13 protein-coding genes are annotated in these 14,795 nt (G+C 71.5%); 6 read left to right on the forward strand and 7 right to left on the reverse strand.

Annotated features, from left to right (window positions below):
* Window positions 1-173 precede the first annotated feature (173 nt).
* On the forward strand, window positions 174-401 hold the full coding sequence (locus ACZ5XZ_RS21730; RefSeq protein ID WP_430978835.1) for a helix-turn-helix transcriptional regulator: 228 nt from the start codon (window positions 174-176) through the stop codon (window positions 399-401).
* A gap of 82 nt (window positions 402-483) precedes the next feature.
* Complete coding sequence (locus tag ACZ5XZ_RS21735; RefSeq protein WP_430978834.1) at window positions 484-1,752, forward strand: tyrosine-type recombinase/integrase; 1,269 nt, start codon at window positions 484-486, stop codon at window positions 1,750-1,752.
* 76 nt (window positions 1,753-1,828) lie between these two features.
* Here ACZ5XZ_RS21735 and ACZ5XZ_RS21740 read toward each other — a convergent pair whose 3' ends face one another.
* The 3 genes from ACZ5XZ_RS21740 to ACZ5XZ_RS21750 form a co-directional block, all read right to left on the reverse strand.
* The gene (locus ACZ5XZ_RS21740) at window positions 1,829-3,190 is read right to left on the reverse strand and encodes a glutamine synthetase family protein (protein WP_468980415.1); all 1,362 of its coding nucleotides are present in this window, start codon (window positions 3,188-3,190) and stop codon (window positions 1,829-1,831) included.
* Window positions 3,191-3,504: 314 nt separating this feature from the next.
* On the reverse strand, window positions 3,505-4,401 hold the full coding sequence (locus ACZ5XZ_RS21745) for an alpha/beta fold hydrolase (protein ID WP_468980418.1): 897 nt from the start codon (window positions 4,399-4,401) through the stop codon (window positions 3,505-3,507).
* Window positions 4,398-5,162, reverse strand: a complete 765-nt coding sequence (locus ACZ5XZ_RS21750) for a DUF998 domain-containing protein (RefSeq protein ID WP_468980421.1) — start codon at window positions 5,160-5,162, stop codon at window positions 4,398-4,400. The genes ACZ5XZ_RS21745 and ACZ5XZ_RS21750 overlap by 4 nt, the downstream gene beginning before the upstream one ends.
* A 211-nt stretch (window positions 5,163-5,373) precedes the next feature.
* On the opposite strand from ACZ5XZ_RS21750, the gene ACZ5XZ_RS21755 reads away from it, so the two are divergent.
* The 3 genes from ACZ5XZ_RS21755 to ACZ5XZ_RS21765 all read left to right on the forward strand — a co-directional run bounded on the left by ACZ5XZ_RS21755 (window position 5,374) and on the right by ACZ5XZ_RS21765 (window position 9,127).
* A complete protein-coding gene (locus tag ACZ5XZ_RS21755) occupies window positions 5,374-5,559 on the forward strand; it encodes a hypothetical protein (protein WP_468980423.1) in 186 nt (61 codons plus the stop codon).
* 89 nt (window positions 5,560-5,648) lie between these two features.
* Complete coding sequence (locus ACZ5XZ_RS21760) at window positions 5,649-7,235, forward strand: multicopper oxidase family protein (RefSeq protein ID WP_468980426.1); 1,587 nt, start codon at window positions 5,649-5,651, stop codon at window positions 7,233-7,235.
* A gap of 137 nt (window positions 7,236-7,372) precedes the next feature.
* Window positions 7,373-9,127: an NAD+ synthase gene (locus ACZ5XZ_RS21765; protein WP_468980429.1), complete on the forward strand. Its 1,755-nt coding sequence runs from the start codon at window positions 7,373-7,375 to the stop codon at window positions 9,125-9,127.
* Window positions 9,128-9,174: 47 nt separating this feature from the next.
* On the opposite strand, the gene ACZ5XZ_RS21770 is transcribed toward ACZ5XZ_RS21765, so the two are convergent.
* The 4 genes from ACZ5XZ_RS21770 to ACZ5XZ_RS21785 form a co-directional block, all read right to left on the reverse strand.
* A complete protein-coding gene (locus ACZ5XZ_RS21770; RefSeq protein WP_468980431.1) occupies window positions 9,175-10,386 on the reverse strand; it encodes an MFS transporter in 1,212 nt (403 codons plus the stop codon).
* 189 nt (window positions 10,387-10,575) lie between these two features.
* Complete coding sequence (locus ACZ5XZ_RS21775) at window positions 10,576-11,580, reverse strand: endonuclease/exonuclease/phosphatase family protein (protein WP_468980546.1); 1,005 nt, start codon at window positions 11,578-11,580, stop codon at window positions 10,576-10,578.
* A 258-nt stretch (window positions 11,581-11,838) separates the two neighbouring features.
* Window positions 11,839-12,501: a TetR/AcrR family transcriptional regulator gene (locus ACZ5XZ_RS21780; protein WP_468980433.1), complete on the reverse strand. Its 663-nt coding sequence runs from the start codon at window positions 12,499-12,501 to the stop codon at window positions 11,839-11,841.
* Complete coding sequence (locus ACZ5XZ_RS21785) at window positions 12,498-14,123, reverse strand: MFS transporter (protein WP_468980435.1); 1,626 nt, start codon at window positions 14,121-14,123, stop codon at window positions 12,498-12,500. The genes ACZ5XZ_RS21780 and ACZ5XZ_RS21785 overlap by 4 nt, the downstream gene beginning before the upstream one ends.
* Window positions 14,124-14,327: 204 nt before the next feature.
* On the opposite strand from ACZ5XZ_RS21785, the gene ACZ5XZ_RS21790 reads away from it, so the two are divergent.
* Window positions 14,328-14,795, forward strand: a 468-nt coding sequence (locus tag ACZ5XZ_RS21790; RefSeq protein WP_468980437.1) for a 3-methyl-2-oxobutanoate hydroxymethyltransferase, incomplete at its 3' end; no start/stop codon positions are given.

Genomic DNA, 14,795 nt, shown 5'->3' on the forward strand with positions numbered 1-14,795 from the left:
CCCGATGACGGAGGCCCGCGTCACCGGTGACGCACCCCCACCGTGCTGCGTCACCACGAAAGCGCAGGTCAGAGCGACGAATGACGCAGATGACGCAGGTGACGCAGAAATCCGAACCTCGGACAGGCACAGACCAAGACGCCTGCGTACATGGCCAGCGAAGGAGACAGCGCATGGCAGCAGCACCCGCCACAGTCGCGCTCCGGGGCGGACTCCCGGACCGCTACCTCACACCCGAGGACATAGCCGCCCTCTTCGGCGTCCCGCTGGAGACCGTCTACCAGTGGCGTAAGAAGCGCACCGGCCCGCGCGGCTTCCGCGTCGGCAAGCACCTCCGCTACGACCCCGCCGCCGTCCGCGCCTGGACCGAACAGCAGATGGCTGACGACGAAGCCGCCTGACAACGCCGAGGCAACCGAAAAAACAACCCGCAGGGCGGGGCCAACTGGCCCCGCCCTGCCTCTCTCCCGGAGGAAGCGCCCTATGGCCGGCCACATCCAAGACCGGTGGTACAAGACCGAGCCAGGCCCCGACGGCAAGCCCCGTCGCGTCAAGACCGACCGCCACGGCACCGGCATGCGTTACCGCGCCCGCTACGTCGGCCCCGACGGGAGCGAGAAGTCCCAGAGCTTCCCCGACGGCAAGAAGCGTCTTGCCGAGAAGTGGCTGTTGAAGATCCAGGCCGATATGGAAGGCGGCCGGTACGTCGACCCGAAGGACAGCCGGACAACCTTCCGGCAGTACGCCGAGAAGTGGCTTCAGGCTCAGACGACCGACCCGACGACCCGCGAACCGGTGTCCGTCCAGATTCGACGTCACGCGATCCCATATCTGGGGACGCGACCTCTTGGTTCCTTCAAACCGGAACACATTCGGGACTGGCTCAGTGAGTTGGAGCGGGCGGTGCCTGCTTCTTCCTACCGCCGCGTCATCTTCGCCAGCGTGTCAGCCGTGTTCACGGCCGCCGTGGACGACGACTATTTGCACCGGAACCCGTGCCAGGCCAGCAGCGTGCGGGCGCCGGCACCCAGCGGGCAACGAGTCACGCCATGGACCCGGCAGCGCGCGTTCGCTGTGCGCGCCGCGCTTCCCGAGGAGTACCGAGCGATGGTCGACATCGGGGGAGGATGCGGACTCAGGCAAGGCGAGATCTTCGGCCTCACGGAGGACGCAATCAGCTTCGATACGGGTTGGCTGCACGTCGCCCTCCAGGTGAAGATCTCGGGCGGGAAGCTCGTGTTCGCCCGGCCGAAGCGCGACAAGGAACGCGACGTTCCCCTACCGGACCGCGTTGCCCACGTGCTCAAGCGGCACATGGAAGCGTATTCGCCGGTCGCGGTGAAGCTGCCCTGGCTTCGGCCGGACGGCCCGCTGGTGACCAAGCGCCTGCTCTTCACACGTACTGACGGTGGCGGGGCGGTCCGGCGGACGGACTTCAATACGCGGGTATGGAAGCCCGCTCTCGTGACGGCCGGCGTCATCCCGGAGCCCCGGCCCGGGGAGCGTCATCTGTCAGCGCGCGAGGATGGCATGCACGCGCTACGGCACTTCTACGCTTCCGTCCTGCTGGACGCGGGCGAGAACATCAAGGCGCTGAGCACATACCTGGGGCACACCGACCCCGGGTTCACGCTCCGGGTCTACACGCACCTCTTGCCGAGCAGTGAGGGGCGAACGCGCAGGGCCGTGGACAGCCTGTACGAGGGGGCCGATTCGGCGCCGGACGGCCCAGAGGCGGCCCGGGGCGAGTGAGACGAACGGTGGGGCCTACGGTCAACTACCGTAGGCCCCCACGCCGTTCAGCCTTCACAGTCGCTCTGACCTGCGGTTACAGCACGGGCAGCATCTTGCGCAGCTCGAAGGCGGTGACCTCCGACCTGTACTCCTCCCACTCCTGCTTCTTGTTGCGCAGGAAGAAGTCGAAGACGTGCTCACCGAGGGTCTCGGCGACCAGTTCGCTGCGCTCCATCAGGTCGATGGCCTCGCCGAGGTTCTGCGGCAGCGGCTCGATGCCCATCGCCCGGCGCTCCGAGTCCGACAGCGCCCACACGTCGTCGTCGGCGCCGGCCGGCAGCTCGTAGCCGTCCTCGATGCCCTTGAGGCCGGCGGCGAGCAGCACCGCGTAGGTCAGGTACGGGTTGGCGCCGGAGTCGATCGAGCGGACCTCGACCCGGGTCGAGCCCATCTTTCCGGGCTTGTACATGGGCACGCGGATCAGCGCGGAGCGGTTGTTGTGGCCCCAGCAGATGTACGAGGGGGCCTCGCCGCCGGCGCCCGCGGTGCGGTTGGTGCCGCCCCAGATGCGCTTGTAGGAGTTGACCCACTGGTTGGTGACGGCGGAGATCTCCCCGGCGTGCCGCAGCAGACCGGCGATGAACGAGCGCCCCACCTTGGAGAGCTGGTACTCCGAGCCGGACTCGTGGAAGGCGTTGCGGTCGCCCTCGAAGAGCGAGAGGTGGGTGTGCATGCCGGAGCCCGGGTACTCCGAGAACGGCTTGGGCATGAACGTCGCCTGGACGCCCTGCTCCAGCGCCACCTGCTTCATGACCAGCCGGAACGTCATGATGTTGTCGGCGGTCGAGAGCGCGTCGGCGTACCGCAGGTCGATCTCCTGCTGACCGGGGGCGCCCTCGTGGTGGCTGAACTCCACCGAGATGCCCATGGACTCCAGCATCGTGATGGCCTGCCGGCGGAAGTCCATGCCGACGTTCTGCGGGGTGTGGTCGAAGTAGCCGGAGGAGTCGCCGGGGATCGGCCGGGAGCCGTCGACGGGCTTGTCCTTCAGCAGGAAGAACTCGATCTCCGGGTGGGTGTAGAAGGTGAACCCGAGGTCGGAGGTCTTGGCCAGGATGCGCTTGAGGACGTACCGGGGGTCGGCGTACGACGGCGACCCGTCCGGCATCAGGATGTCGCAGAACATCCTGGCGGTGCCGGGGGCCTCGGCACGCCAGGGCAGGATCTGGAAGGTGCCCGGGTCCGGCTTGGCGATCATGTCGGATTCGTACACCCGGGCGAAGCCCTCGATGGCCGAGCCGTCGAAGCCGATGCCCTCGTCGAAGGCCTGCTCCAGCTCGGCCGGCGCGACCGCGACGGACTTGAGGAACCCGAGGACATCGGTGAACCACAGCCGTACGAAGCGGATGTCGCGCTCCTCGAGCGTACGGAGCACAAACTCCTGCTGCTTGTCCATGGGTCACCAATCCTTGCAGGTCAATCGGCCTGTCCACGCACGGGGAAGATCGTGCGTGGCACACCAGTATCACGTGAGGGGGTTACCGTCACATTACGCACCCTTGGCCTGAATCAGAACCGCCGTCCCGTAACCCTTGCCCCCGATCCTTCCCACGGTGCGCCCGCTCAGCGCGGCCGGCCATGCCAATCGGGGGGCTTGGCCCGATCTTGAAGCGGGCGGGAGGTGTCGTTGACCCGCTGTTGAGGGGGTCGGGTCTTGCGTTTTCGCGTTTTCGCGTTTTCGCGTGGTCGCGCCCCGCGGGCGGCCGGGACTCAGGCGAACGGCGCCGTCGCGTCCCGCCCCGTCCCCGACAGGTCCAGCACCGCCTGCGCCACCGACTCCGGCACATCGGCCATCACGAGATGACCCGCGGGCGCGGCGACCGCGAACCGGCCGCCCAGCTCCGCGGCGAGCGCCCGCTGCCGCTCCAGCCAGCGCAGCTGCCCGGCCGTCTCGCTGCCGTCGTACGCCGCCAGGACCGTCACCGGCAGATCGGGCAGTGGACGGTCCCTGCGCAGCGCCGCGAGCTCGGCGGCCTGGTAGGGGTAGGTCGCGTTCTCCAGGGCACAGGCCCGCACCACCCGGCTGGTGCGGTAGCCGGCGCGCTCCCACGGGTGCGGCGGATGGCTGCCGACGGTCGCGGCGCGCCCTATGAGGCGGCGGGTCGCCGGTCCCAGTACGTGCGCCAGCCCGGCGGCGGACAGCGCGCCGGCCAGGCCGCCCGCCCAGGCGGTGCGCACCGCGCGCGGCAGCCGGGGCCGCGGATCGTCCTCGATACTGCCGTCGACGAGGACGAGCCCGGCGCAGCGGGCCGGGTACAGCCGGGCGAACGCCTCGGCGTGGAACCCGGCGAGCGAGTGACCGACGACGGTGGCCGGGCCGAAGTGGCCGAGCGCGTCGAGGAGGTGGGCGAGCCGGTCCGCCTCGGCGGCGACGGTGGGCGGCGCGGGCGCCGGGGCGCTCAGGCCGAGTCCGGGGCGGTCGAAGCGGACGACGGTGCGGTACGGGGCGAGCAGCGCGGCGACCGCGTCCCAGTCGAACCAGGCCATCCCCAGACCGCCGCTCAGGACGCAGACCGGGCCGCTCCCCTCGGTCAGGACGTGCAGCGCGACGCCGTCGACGCGCAGGAACCGGCCGGGGGCGGGCAGCGGGCGCGGGTGTCGGTTCATCGGTCTCCTCGTCCTGCTGCGGGTTCTCGGGGTGCCGGCTTCGCCGATGCCCGTTCTCCCGCCGCCCCCGCGGGTCCGGACCTGGCCACGCAGACCGCGAGCAGCGCGATGTACAGGGCGACCAGCAGGACCTGCAGTCGCTGGCCGGCGCCCAGGGCCCAGGTGCCCCGGCCGGCGCTGAACGCCGCGACGGAGGCCAGCGTCCAGAGGGTGGCGGCCAGTTCGGCGAGCACCAGGGCGGGGCCGAAGCGGCCCAGCGGCGGCCAGCGGTCGTAGCGCCGGGCGGCGAAGGTCAGCAGGACCAGCGCGGCGAGCGCGCCGAGCATCGCGCAGGAGCTGCTGAGGGCGTGCGCGGTGTGGGTGGCCGGCACCAGCCCGGCGGTCTCCCGGGCCGCACACACCGGATCGCTGGTCGGCGCGCAGCTCAGCGGCAGCCGGGAGTCGACGGCGGTGGCGGCGCCGAAGAGCGCCAGCGCGGCCCAGCCGGCCGTCGCCCAGGGTCCGCGCCCGGTCGTCGGCAGGGCGGTCACCGCACCGGCCAGCACCAGCAGACCGGCGAGGAGGTCGGTGGCGCGGAAGAGTCCGCCGAGCGGCTGATCGGCGGCGGCCAGCTCACTGACGTACGCCTGCACGGGGTCGAGGCCGGTGGCGAGCACCACCTCCAGCACCCACGCGGTGTACGCGGCGGCGCCGAGCAGCAGCAGGGTGGCGGCCACCCTGCGGCGGGCGGCGGCGGAGCGGCGGGTGCGGGTCAAGGACATCCGTCTCGGGTACGTGGGCATGGGCCAGGGCGGAGCCGTTGTGGGTTGCTGTTGGTGGTGGGTCGTGCTGTCTCGGGTGGAGGCCCAGGATATGCAGGCGCCACTCCGTTCGGCGGACAGCGCTGGGAGACCCATACCCCTCGGGGGTAGATTTCAGTGGTGGCGGTCCGCGGGGCGGCCGCCCAGAGGTCATTTCGTCGGGAGGTCCGCGATGCGGGAACAGGGCGAGGCCGCCGTGTGCCGCGGCTGCCTGCTGCCGTTCACCGCGCCGATCGCCGACCCGCTCGCCTCCCCCGCCCTCGCGGCACTGCGCACCCGGCTGCCGCGCGGCCAGTGGCCAATATCCGCGCCGCCGCGTCCCCAACTCCTCGCCCCACTGTCGGTGCCGCGCGTGTAGGAGCGCCCTCCGCCGACGCTCCGGAGTCCGCGGCAGCGCCCCCGAACAGACCACCCTTCACACCGACATCGCCACGAGGTGCTTTCCCTATGCGTACGCACTCCCGCCGCGCCGTGCTCGGCGCGGGACTCGCCGCCGCCGGAAGCGGGCTGCTGGCCTCCCGATCCCTCGCATCCACCGCCCCGGACACCAGGCACGGCGGGGGCGCCCCCAACGGCCGCGACGACCGCCCCCCGTCCGGCTATGTCTCCCCCTCCGGCGCCGAGGTCGCCGAGACCGAGATCGAGCGGGGCAAGGGCCCCGTACGGGCCTTCTCGCTGACCGCCTCCGAGACCAAGCTCGACCTGGGCGGCGTGACCGTCGACACCTGGGCGTACGGCGACCGGCTGCCGGGCCGGGCGATCCGGGTCACCGCAGGTGAGCGGATCGCGCTGACCCTGCACAACCGCCTCCCGCAGTCCACCACCATCCACTGGCACGGGCTGCAGCTGCGCAACGACATGGACGGTGTCCCCGGCATCACCCAGCGGGAGGTCAGGCCCGGCCACTCCTTCAACTACCTGTTCGCGGCCTCCACGCCCGGTACGCACTGGCTCCACCCGCACGTCGGCGTGCAGCTGGACCGCGGGCTGTACGCACCGCTGATCGTCGACGACCCCGAAGAGCCGCTCTCCTACGACAAGGAGTGGATTATCGTGATCGACGACTGGCTCGACGGGGTCGACGGCGCCACCCCGGACGCGATCCTGGCCGAGCTGAACAAGGACAAGCCCGACGGCCCCATGGGCCATGGCGAGCTGCAGATGACGCACCGGAACGACAGGCGCTCCCGCGCCGCCGCGTCCCGGATGCTGAGGAACATGGGCCGGATGGACGACGACGACTTCTCGGGCACCGTAGAACATCCGTACCACCTGATCAACGGCAAGACGCGCGACGACCGCGAAACCTTCCGCGCCAAGCCCGGCGACCGCATCCGGATCCGGATCATCAACGCCAGCGGCGACACCGCCTACCGGGTCGCGCTCGGCGACCACCAGCTGACCGTGACGCACACCGACGGCTTCCCGGTGACGCACCAGAAGACCGACAGCCTGCTGATCGGCATGGCCGAGCGCTACGACGTCCTGGTCACGGCCAAGGACGGGGTCTTCCCGTTCACCGCGCTCTCCGCGGGCAAGAACAACCAGACCGCGCAGGCCCTGCTGCGCACCGGGAGCGGCGACGCCCCCGACCCCAAGATCCGCCCGAAGGAGCTGCGCAGCGGGGGGCTGAGCGCGGGCGACCTCAAGGGCGACGAATCGTGCCTGCTCGATGACCGCGAACCCGACCGCACCCTCAAGATGAACCTCACCGGCACGATGGAGAAGTGGAACTGGGCGATCAACGAGAAGCCGTACACCCCGTCGCAGCGGTACCCCGTGGAACAAGGGGAGCGGGTGCGGATCATCTTCCGCAACAAGACCAAGATGTGGCACCCGATGCATCTGCACGGGCACACCTTCGCGCTGCCCGGCGGCGGCCCCCGAAAGGACACCACGATCATGCTGCCGGGCAAGAAGCTCGCCGTCGATTTCGACGCCGACAACCCCGGCCTGTGGATGATGCACTGCCACAACATCTACCACTCGGAGTCCGGGATGATGACGGTCCTCGGCTACCGGCTGCCGAAGTGACGGACGGCATCCGCCCCCTCGGCTGAGGGTCCCTTCCGGTCACTGATGGGGCCCCTGCTCCTTGAGAGCTTGGGTAAGGGTGGCCCGCGAAGCCCGCGGGCCACCCATTGCGTCAGAAAGACGATTACACTGGCGGGGTGCCTCAACTTCGTCTCGCCCTCAACCAGATCGATTCCTGCGTCGGCGATCTCGCCCAGAACGCGGAGACGATCGTGCACTGGACCCGGCACGCCGCCGGCCAGGGCGCGCACCTCGTCGCGTTCCCCGAGATGGCGCTGACCGGCTACCCCGTCGAGGACCTCGCGCTGCGGCCGTCGTTCGTCGAGGCGAGCCGCGTCGCGCTGCGGACGCTGGCCGGGCGGCTGGCCGACGAGGGCCTGGGCGGCCTCCCCGTCGTCGTCGGCTACCTCGACCGCGGCGAGCAGGCCGGGCCGCGCTACGGACGCCCCGCCGGCGCGCCCCAGAACGCCGCGGCCGTGCTGCACGGCGGCGAGGTGGCGCTCACCTTCGCCAAGCACCACCTTCCCAACTACGGCGTCTTCGACGAGTTCCGCTACTTCGTCCCCGGTGACACGCTGCCCGTCGTACGGGTGCACGGCGTCGATGTCGCACTCGCCATCTGCGAGGACCTGTGGCAGGACGGCGGCCGGGTCCCGGCGACCCGCAGCGCCGGCGCCGGGCTGCTGGTGTCCATCAACGCCTCCCCCTACGAGCGGGACAAGGACGACACCCGCCTGGAGCTGGTCCGCAAGCGCGCCCAGGAGGCCGGCTGCACCACGGCCTATCTGGCGATGATCGGCGGCCAGGACGAGCTGGTCTTCGACGGCGACTCGATCGTCGTCGACAAGGACGGCGGGGTGATCGCGCGGGCGCCGCAGTTCGCGGAGGGCTGTGTCCTGGTCGACCTCGACCTGCCGGCCGCGGCGCCCGAACCCCCCTGTGGCGTCCTGGACGACGGCCTGCGCGTCGACCACCTCACGCTCTCCCCCGAACCGCTGCCGCCCTACCCCGCCGAGACCCCCGGCGGGCGGGCCGAACGCCTCGGCGACCTCGAAGAGGTCTACACCGCGCTGGTCGTCGGCCTGCGCGCGTACGTCGCCAAGAACGGCTTCCACAGCGTCGTGCTCGGCCTCTCCGGCGGGATCGACTCCGCGCTGGTCGCCGCGATCGCCTGCGACGCGCTGGGCCCCGCCCATGTCCACGCCGTGGCGATGCCCTCGCGCTACTCCTCCGACCACTCCCTCACCGACGCCGCCGAACTCGCCCGCCGTACGGGCCTGTCCTTCCGCACGGTCCCGATCGGCCCGATGTTCGACGCGTACATGGAGTCCCTCTCCCTCACCGGCCTCGCCGAGGAGAACCTCCAGTCCCGGCTGCGCGGCACGACCCTGATGGCCATCTCCAACCAGGAGGGCCACCTGGTCCTCGCCCCCGGCAACAAGTCCGAGCTGGCCTGCGGCTATTCGACGCTCTACGGCGACTCGGTGGGCGGCTACGGCCCCATCAAGGACGTCTACAAATCCGTCGTCTACCAACTCGCCCGCTGGCGCAACGAGGCCGCCGCCGACCGCGGCCAGACCCCGCCGATCCCGGAGAACACCCTCACCAAGCCGCCGAGCGCCGAACTCCGTCCCGGCCAGGTCGACACCGACTCGCTGCCCGACTACGACGTCCTCGACCGCGTCCTGGAGCTCTACGTCGACCGCGACCGCGGCCGCGAGGACATCATCGCCCAGGGCTTCGACGAGGCCCTGGTCACCCGCGTCCTGCGGATGGTCGACCACGCCGAGTACAAGCGCCGCCAGTACCCGCCCGGCCCGAAGATCTCCACGAAGGGCTTCGGCAAGGACCGCCGCCTGCCGATCACCAACCGCTGGCGGGAAGGCAGCTGACGGGCCCTCACCCGGCACCCCCCGGGTAGACCCACCCGGCGGCGGGCCTACCCGGTGGTCGCACCGGCCTCCGCGGCCGCCTCCCGGCTGCGCGCCACGATGCGGGACGCGTCCTTGGACCCGCGGTCCAGCAGACCCGCCACGACGGCGACGGCCAGGCCGGCGGCGGCCAGCACCGCGCCGACCAGCGTCGGCGACGTCCAGCCCCAGTCGGCCGCCAGGGCCAGGCCGCCGACCCAGGCGCCGCCCGCGTTGGCCAGGTTGAAGGCCGACTGGTTGGAGGCGGCGGCCAGCGTCGGGGCCTGCTGGGCCTTGTTCATGACCAGCATCTGCAGGGGGGTGGTGGTCAGGAAGCCGACCGCGCCGATGAGGACGACGGTGACCAGGGCGGCCCACTTGACCTGGGCGGTGAAGTGGAACGCGGCGAGGACGAGGGCCAGGGCCGCCAGCGAGCCGTACAGGGTCGGCCGCAGCGCGCGGTCGGTGAGGGGCCCCGCGGCGAGGGCGCCGAGCGTCATGCCGATGCCGAAGAGGGCGAGGACGAGCGGGACCGAGCCCTCGGCGAAGCCGGTGACCTCGGTCATCATCGAGGCCAGGTAGCTGTAGACGGCGAAGATGCCGGCGAAGCCGAAGACCGTGGTCAGCAGGCCGAGCAGGACCTGACGGCTGCCGAGGGCGCGCAGCTCGCGGGCCAGGCCGGTGCGCTCCTGCGCCGGCAGCGGCGGGATCAGCCGGGCCAGGGCGGCCATCGCGACCAGGCCGATGGCGGCCACGATCAGGAAGGTGGCGCGCCAGCCGAACTGCTGGCCGAGGAGGGTGGCGGCGGGGACGCCGACGATGTTGGCGATGGTCAGGCCGAGGAACATGGTGGCGACCGCGCGGGCCTGGCGGCCCTCGCGCACCAGCCGGGCGGCGACCACCGCGCCGACGCCGAAGAACGCGCCGTGCGGGAGGCCGGCCAGCAGCCGCCCGGCGATCAGTGTGCCGAAGCCGGGGGCCAGGGCGGAGGCCAGGTTGCCGACCGTGAAGACCGCCATCAGCAGTACCAGCATCCGCTTGCGCGGGATGCGGGAGCCGAGGGCGGTCAGCAGCGGGGCGCCGATGACGACGCCGAGGGCGTAGGCGGAGACGAGGTAGCCGGCGGTGGGCACGGAGGTGCCCAGATCGTCCGCGACGTTGGGCAGCAGGCCCATCATCACGAATTCCGTGGTGCCGATACCGAAGGCCGAGATCGCGAGCGCGAGCAGAGCCAAGGGCATGAAAGACCCAGACCTTTCAGGGGACGTCCGTAAGGGGAGAGGTAAGTTCTCTCACGGAACAAAGTCTCCCAGCCCGAGTATTCCGGAACGGGAACGGGGCATGACGACTGCGTTTCGGCAGCTCGTCGGGGAGGCCCGCCGGCGTCGGCCCGTCCGCCTCAGCCGGCCCCGTCGGCCCGTCGGCCTCGGTCAGATCTTGACCGAGGCGGCGACCGGGAGATGGTCGCTGCCCGTCGACGGCATGACCCACGCCTTGACCGGATCCATCGCCTTCATCATGATCTGGTCGATCCGGGCCATCGGGAACGCCGCCGGCCAGCTGAAGCCGAACCCGTCGCCGGCCGCGCCCTGCGCGGAGCGCATCTGGGAGGTGACCGGGGCGAGCGAACGGTCGTTCATGGTCCCGTTGAGGTCGCCGAGCAGCATGATCTTGCGCACCGGGTCGGCGGCGATCGCCTCGCCCAGCGCCTCGGCGCTGCCGTCGCGCTGGTTGGCGGTGAAGCCCGCCTCGACCTTGACCCGCACCGACGGCAGATGCGCGACGTAGACGCCGAACTGCTGACCGTCGGCGGCGGTGACGGTGGCGCGCAGCGCGCGGGTCCAGCCCATCTTGATGTCCACCGGCCGGGCGTCGGACAGCGGGCGCTTGCTCCACAGGCCGACGGTGCCCTGCACGGTGTGGTACGGGTACGCCTTCGCCAGGCCCTGGCGGTAGGTGGGCAGCGCCTCGCCGGTCAGCTCCTCCAGGGCCACCACGTCGGCGCCGGACGCCACGATGTCCCTGGCGGTGGCCGCCGGGTCGGGGTTGCCGGCGTCGACGTTGTGGGTGACGACGGTGAGATTGCCGCCGGTGCCCGCCTTGTCGGTGATCTGGCCGCCGAAGAGGTTGGCCCACGCGAAGACCGGCAGGACGAGGGCGATCAGCGCCGTTGCGGAGCGGCGCAGGACCGCGGCGAGCAGCAGCAGCGGGACGCACAGGCCCAGCCACGGCAGCAACGTCTCCAGCAGACTGCCCAGGTTTCCCACGGCGTTGGGGATCCGGGCGTGCAGAATCATCAGCAGCCCGAGCAGTACGGCGAGTACCGCGAGCACGATGCCGCGCCGCCACATCCCCTCCGGGCGCCACCAGTTCCGCAGGCGTCCGGCCCGGGAACCGGCCCGCTCGGGCCCCTGCCCCTGTCCCGGCTCCGTCATGTATGCCTGCGCCATGTAGCTGTCCTCACTGCCTTGCTCCGGTGCGCACGTCGCCTGTGGTCCACGACCCTAGGCGATCGCCGTAACGCACTTTCTTAGATCCGTGGTGCGCCTTCTTGGATGTGAGGACGGCGCGGCGGCGGGTCGGGGTTCCGGTCCCGGGGTTCGTGACGGATGCTGTGACACAACGGGCATGATCCGGTCATATGAGCGCCCTTCGCGGCGGTGTTCGCCGGGTGTGCGCGAGGTGGCCGGCCGTCAGCCCGCCGCCGCCCGGGGGCCGGGCCGTACGCCCTCCAGGACCATGTCGACGATGTCCTCGGCGAGCCCTTCGGGCAGTTCCTTGTGCTCGTGGAGCATGGCGCGGGCCAGCATCGGGCCGACGAAGAGGTCGGCGACGGTCTCCAGATCGCGGTCGGTGCGGATCTCGCCGTTGGCCACACCGCGCCGCAGGACGCCGAGCAGCGCCTCATGGCGGGCCCGTACGACGGTGTCGTGGTACTCGGCCCACAGCTCGGGCTGGGCCTGGACATGGCTGACGAGGGTGCGCAGCAGCGCCGAGTTGCGCTTGGCCAGCCCCCGGCGGCGCAGGAACTCCAGCAGGCAGACCAGGTCGTCGCGGACCGAATCGCCCGGCAGCCGCGGGCTCTGGGCGTCCAGCGACCGCATGACGTCCAGCATCAGGGCGCTCTTGCCGGGCCAGCGGCGGTAGACCGTGGCCTTGCCGACGCCGGCCTCGCGGGCGATCCGCTCCATGGACAACTCGCCTATGGAGACGCCGTCCTCCAGCAGGCGCAGCACCGCCTCGATGATGGCGGAGTCGGCCTCGGCGCTGCGCGGCCGCCCGCGGCGCCCGGCGGTCGCCGGCCCCGGCTCCGCCCGGTCCGCCGTCGCCTCGGGGTCCTGCGCCGCCCGGGTCATCGCGCTGCGCCCGCCTTCCGCTCGTCCTGCGGCTCCGCCGACTGCGGCGCCGGTCCCATTTTGCCCGGCAGGAAGGCCAGCACGACCAGGGCACCGATCACCGAGACGGCGGCCGAGCCGAGGGCGGTGACGTGTATGGCGTGGACGAAGGCGTCGTGGGCGGCGGTGACCAGCGGCCGGCCCGCGGCGCCCATCCGGTCCGCGAGGCCGAGGGTGGCCTCGATGGACTCGCCGGCCGCGTGCCGGGCGCCGGCGGGCACGCCGGGCAGGGCGTCGAGCTTGTGCTGGATGCCGTCGCGGTAGGTCGTGGACAGCAGCGAGCCGAGGACCGCGACGCCGAGGGTGCCGCCGACCTGCCGGAAGACGTTGTTGAGCGCCGAGCCGGAGCCGGCCTTCTCGCGCGGCAGCGACTGCATGATCGCGACGGTGACCGGCGGCATGATGTGCGCCATGCCGGCGCCCTGGAGGAAGAACAGCACCTCCATCACCCACATCGGGGTGTCGGTGTCCATCAGCAGCAGGCCCGCCATGGTGGCGGCCACCGCGAGCATGCTGGCGGTGCACACCGCGCGGGCCCCGTAGCGGTCCACGGCGAGCCGGGCCCGCGGCGCGAAGATCAGCTGGGCCGCGGCCAGCGGGAGGAGCAGCAGGCCGGACTGGAACGGGGTGTAGCCGCGCACGCTCTGGACGTAGAAGACGATGAAGAACGTGACGCCCATGAGCGCGAAGAAGACCAGGGCGATGGCGGCGATGGCCGCGGAGAACGCGGGCCTGCGGAAGTAGCCGATGTCGATGGACGGGTGGTCGCTGCGCTTCTGGTGCAGCACGAACACAGCCAGCACGGCGAGGCCGCCGACGATGGTGCCGAACACCTGGGGGTCGGTGAAGTCGGCGAGCTGACCGCCCTTGATGATCCCGTAGATCAGCAGGACCAGGCCGACGACGGACAGCAGCACCCCGACCGGGTCCAGCCGCCCGGGGCTGGGGTCCTTGGAGTCGGGTACCAGGATCAGCATCGCGACCAGCGCGATCAGCACGATGGGGACGTTGACGAGGAAGACCGAGCCCCACCAGAAGTGGTCCAGCAGCACGCCGCCGGCGATCGGTCCGATGGCGATGGCCAGGCCCACGCCGCCGGCCCACACGCCGATGGCCCTCGGCTGCTCCTCGCGCTCGAAGACGTTCATCAGGACGGCGAGGGTGGCCGGCATCACGAACGCGCCGCCCAGGCCCATCAGGGCGCGGAAGACGATCAGCTGGGTGGGGGAGGCGGCGAACGCGGCGAGCACCGAGCCGGTGCCGAAGACCACCAGGCCGAAGAGCAGCACCTTCTTGCGTCCGAGGCGGTCGCCGAGCAGGCCGGAGGTGAACAGCAGCCCGGCGAAGACCAGCGTGTAGGCGTTGATCGCCCACTCCAGCTCGCTCTGGGTGGCACCGAGGCCGGTGGGCGCCGGCGTGGCGATCGTCTTCATGGCGACGTTGAGGATGGAGTTGTCCAGCACCACGATCAGCAGGCTGAGCATCAGCGTGCACAGGATCGCCCAGCGGCGGCGGTGGATGCGGTCGGGGACCTGCCGGGCGGGTGGTTCCCCCGGGGCGGATGGGGTGGATGAGGTGGCCATGGCGACACCCTAACGCATTTCGATACGGGGCCGTTCCGTATCGAAAAGCGCCGGGTCGCCCGGCGTGGCCCCCCGCGCGGCCGGCCGCTGGCAGGAGCCTGCCGTGCCCCCTCCCTTTTCCTTTGCGTGCGGGCCGTGCCAGCATGGTGGGGAGTCCGGGGACACCGTCAGGGTGCCTCGAGATGACGAACAGGAGCCGTCACCATGACGCAGCTTTCGCCTGCTCCCGAGCCGGCCGCCGGGGCCACCCCGGGGTCCACCGCGAAGCCCCCTTCGGAGCGCGGCAAGTCGCTGTACGGAGGCACCGGCTCGCGCCGGATCACCGTCCGCGACATCGCCGCCGCCAAGGAGCGCGGCGAGAAGTGGCCGATGCTCACCGCCTACGACGCGATGACCGCCTCCGTCTTCGACGAGGCCGGGATCCCGGTCCTGCTCGTCGGCGACTCGATGGGCAACTGCCACCTCGGCTACGAGTCCACCGTCCCGGTCACCATGGACGAGATCACCCTGCTGTCCGCCGCGGTGGTCCGGGGCACCAAGCGCAGCCTGGTCGTCGGCGATCTGCCGTTCGGCTCGTATCAGGAAGGGCCGGTCCAGGGGGGGGGGGGGGGGGCGCGGAGGGGGGGGGGGGGGGGGGGGGGGGGTATCACACTGGGGGGAGGGGGGGGCTCC

The organism is Streptomyces sp. NPDC033270, from assembly GCF_055576575.1.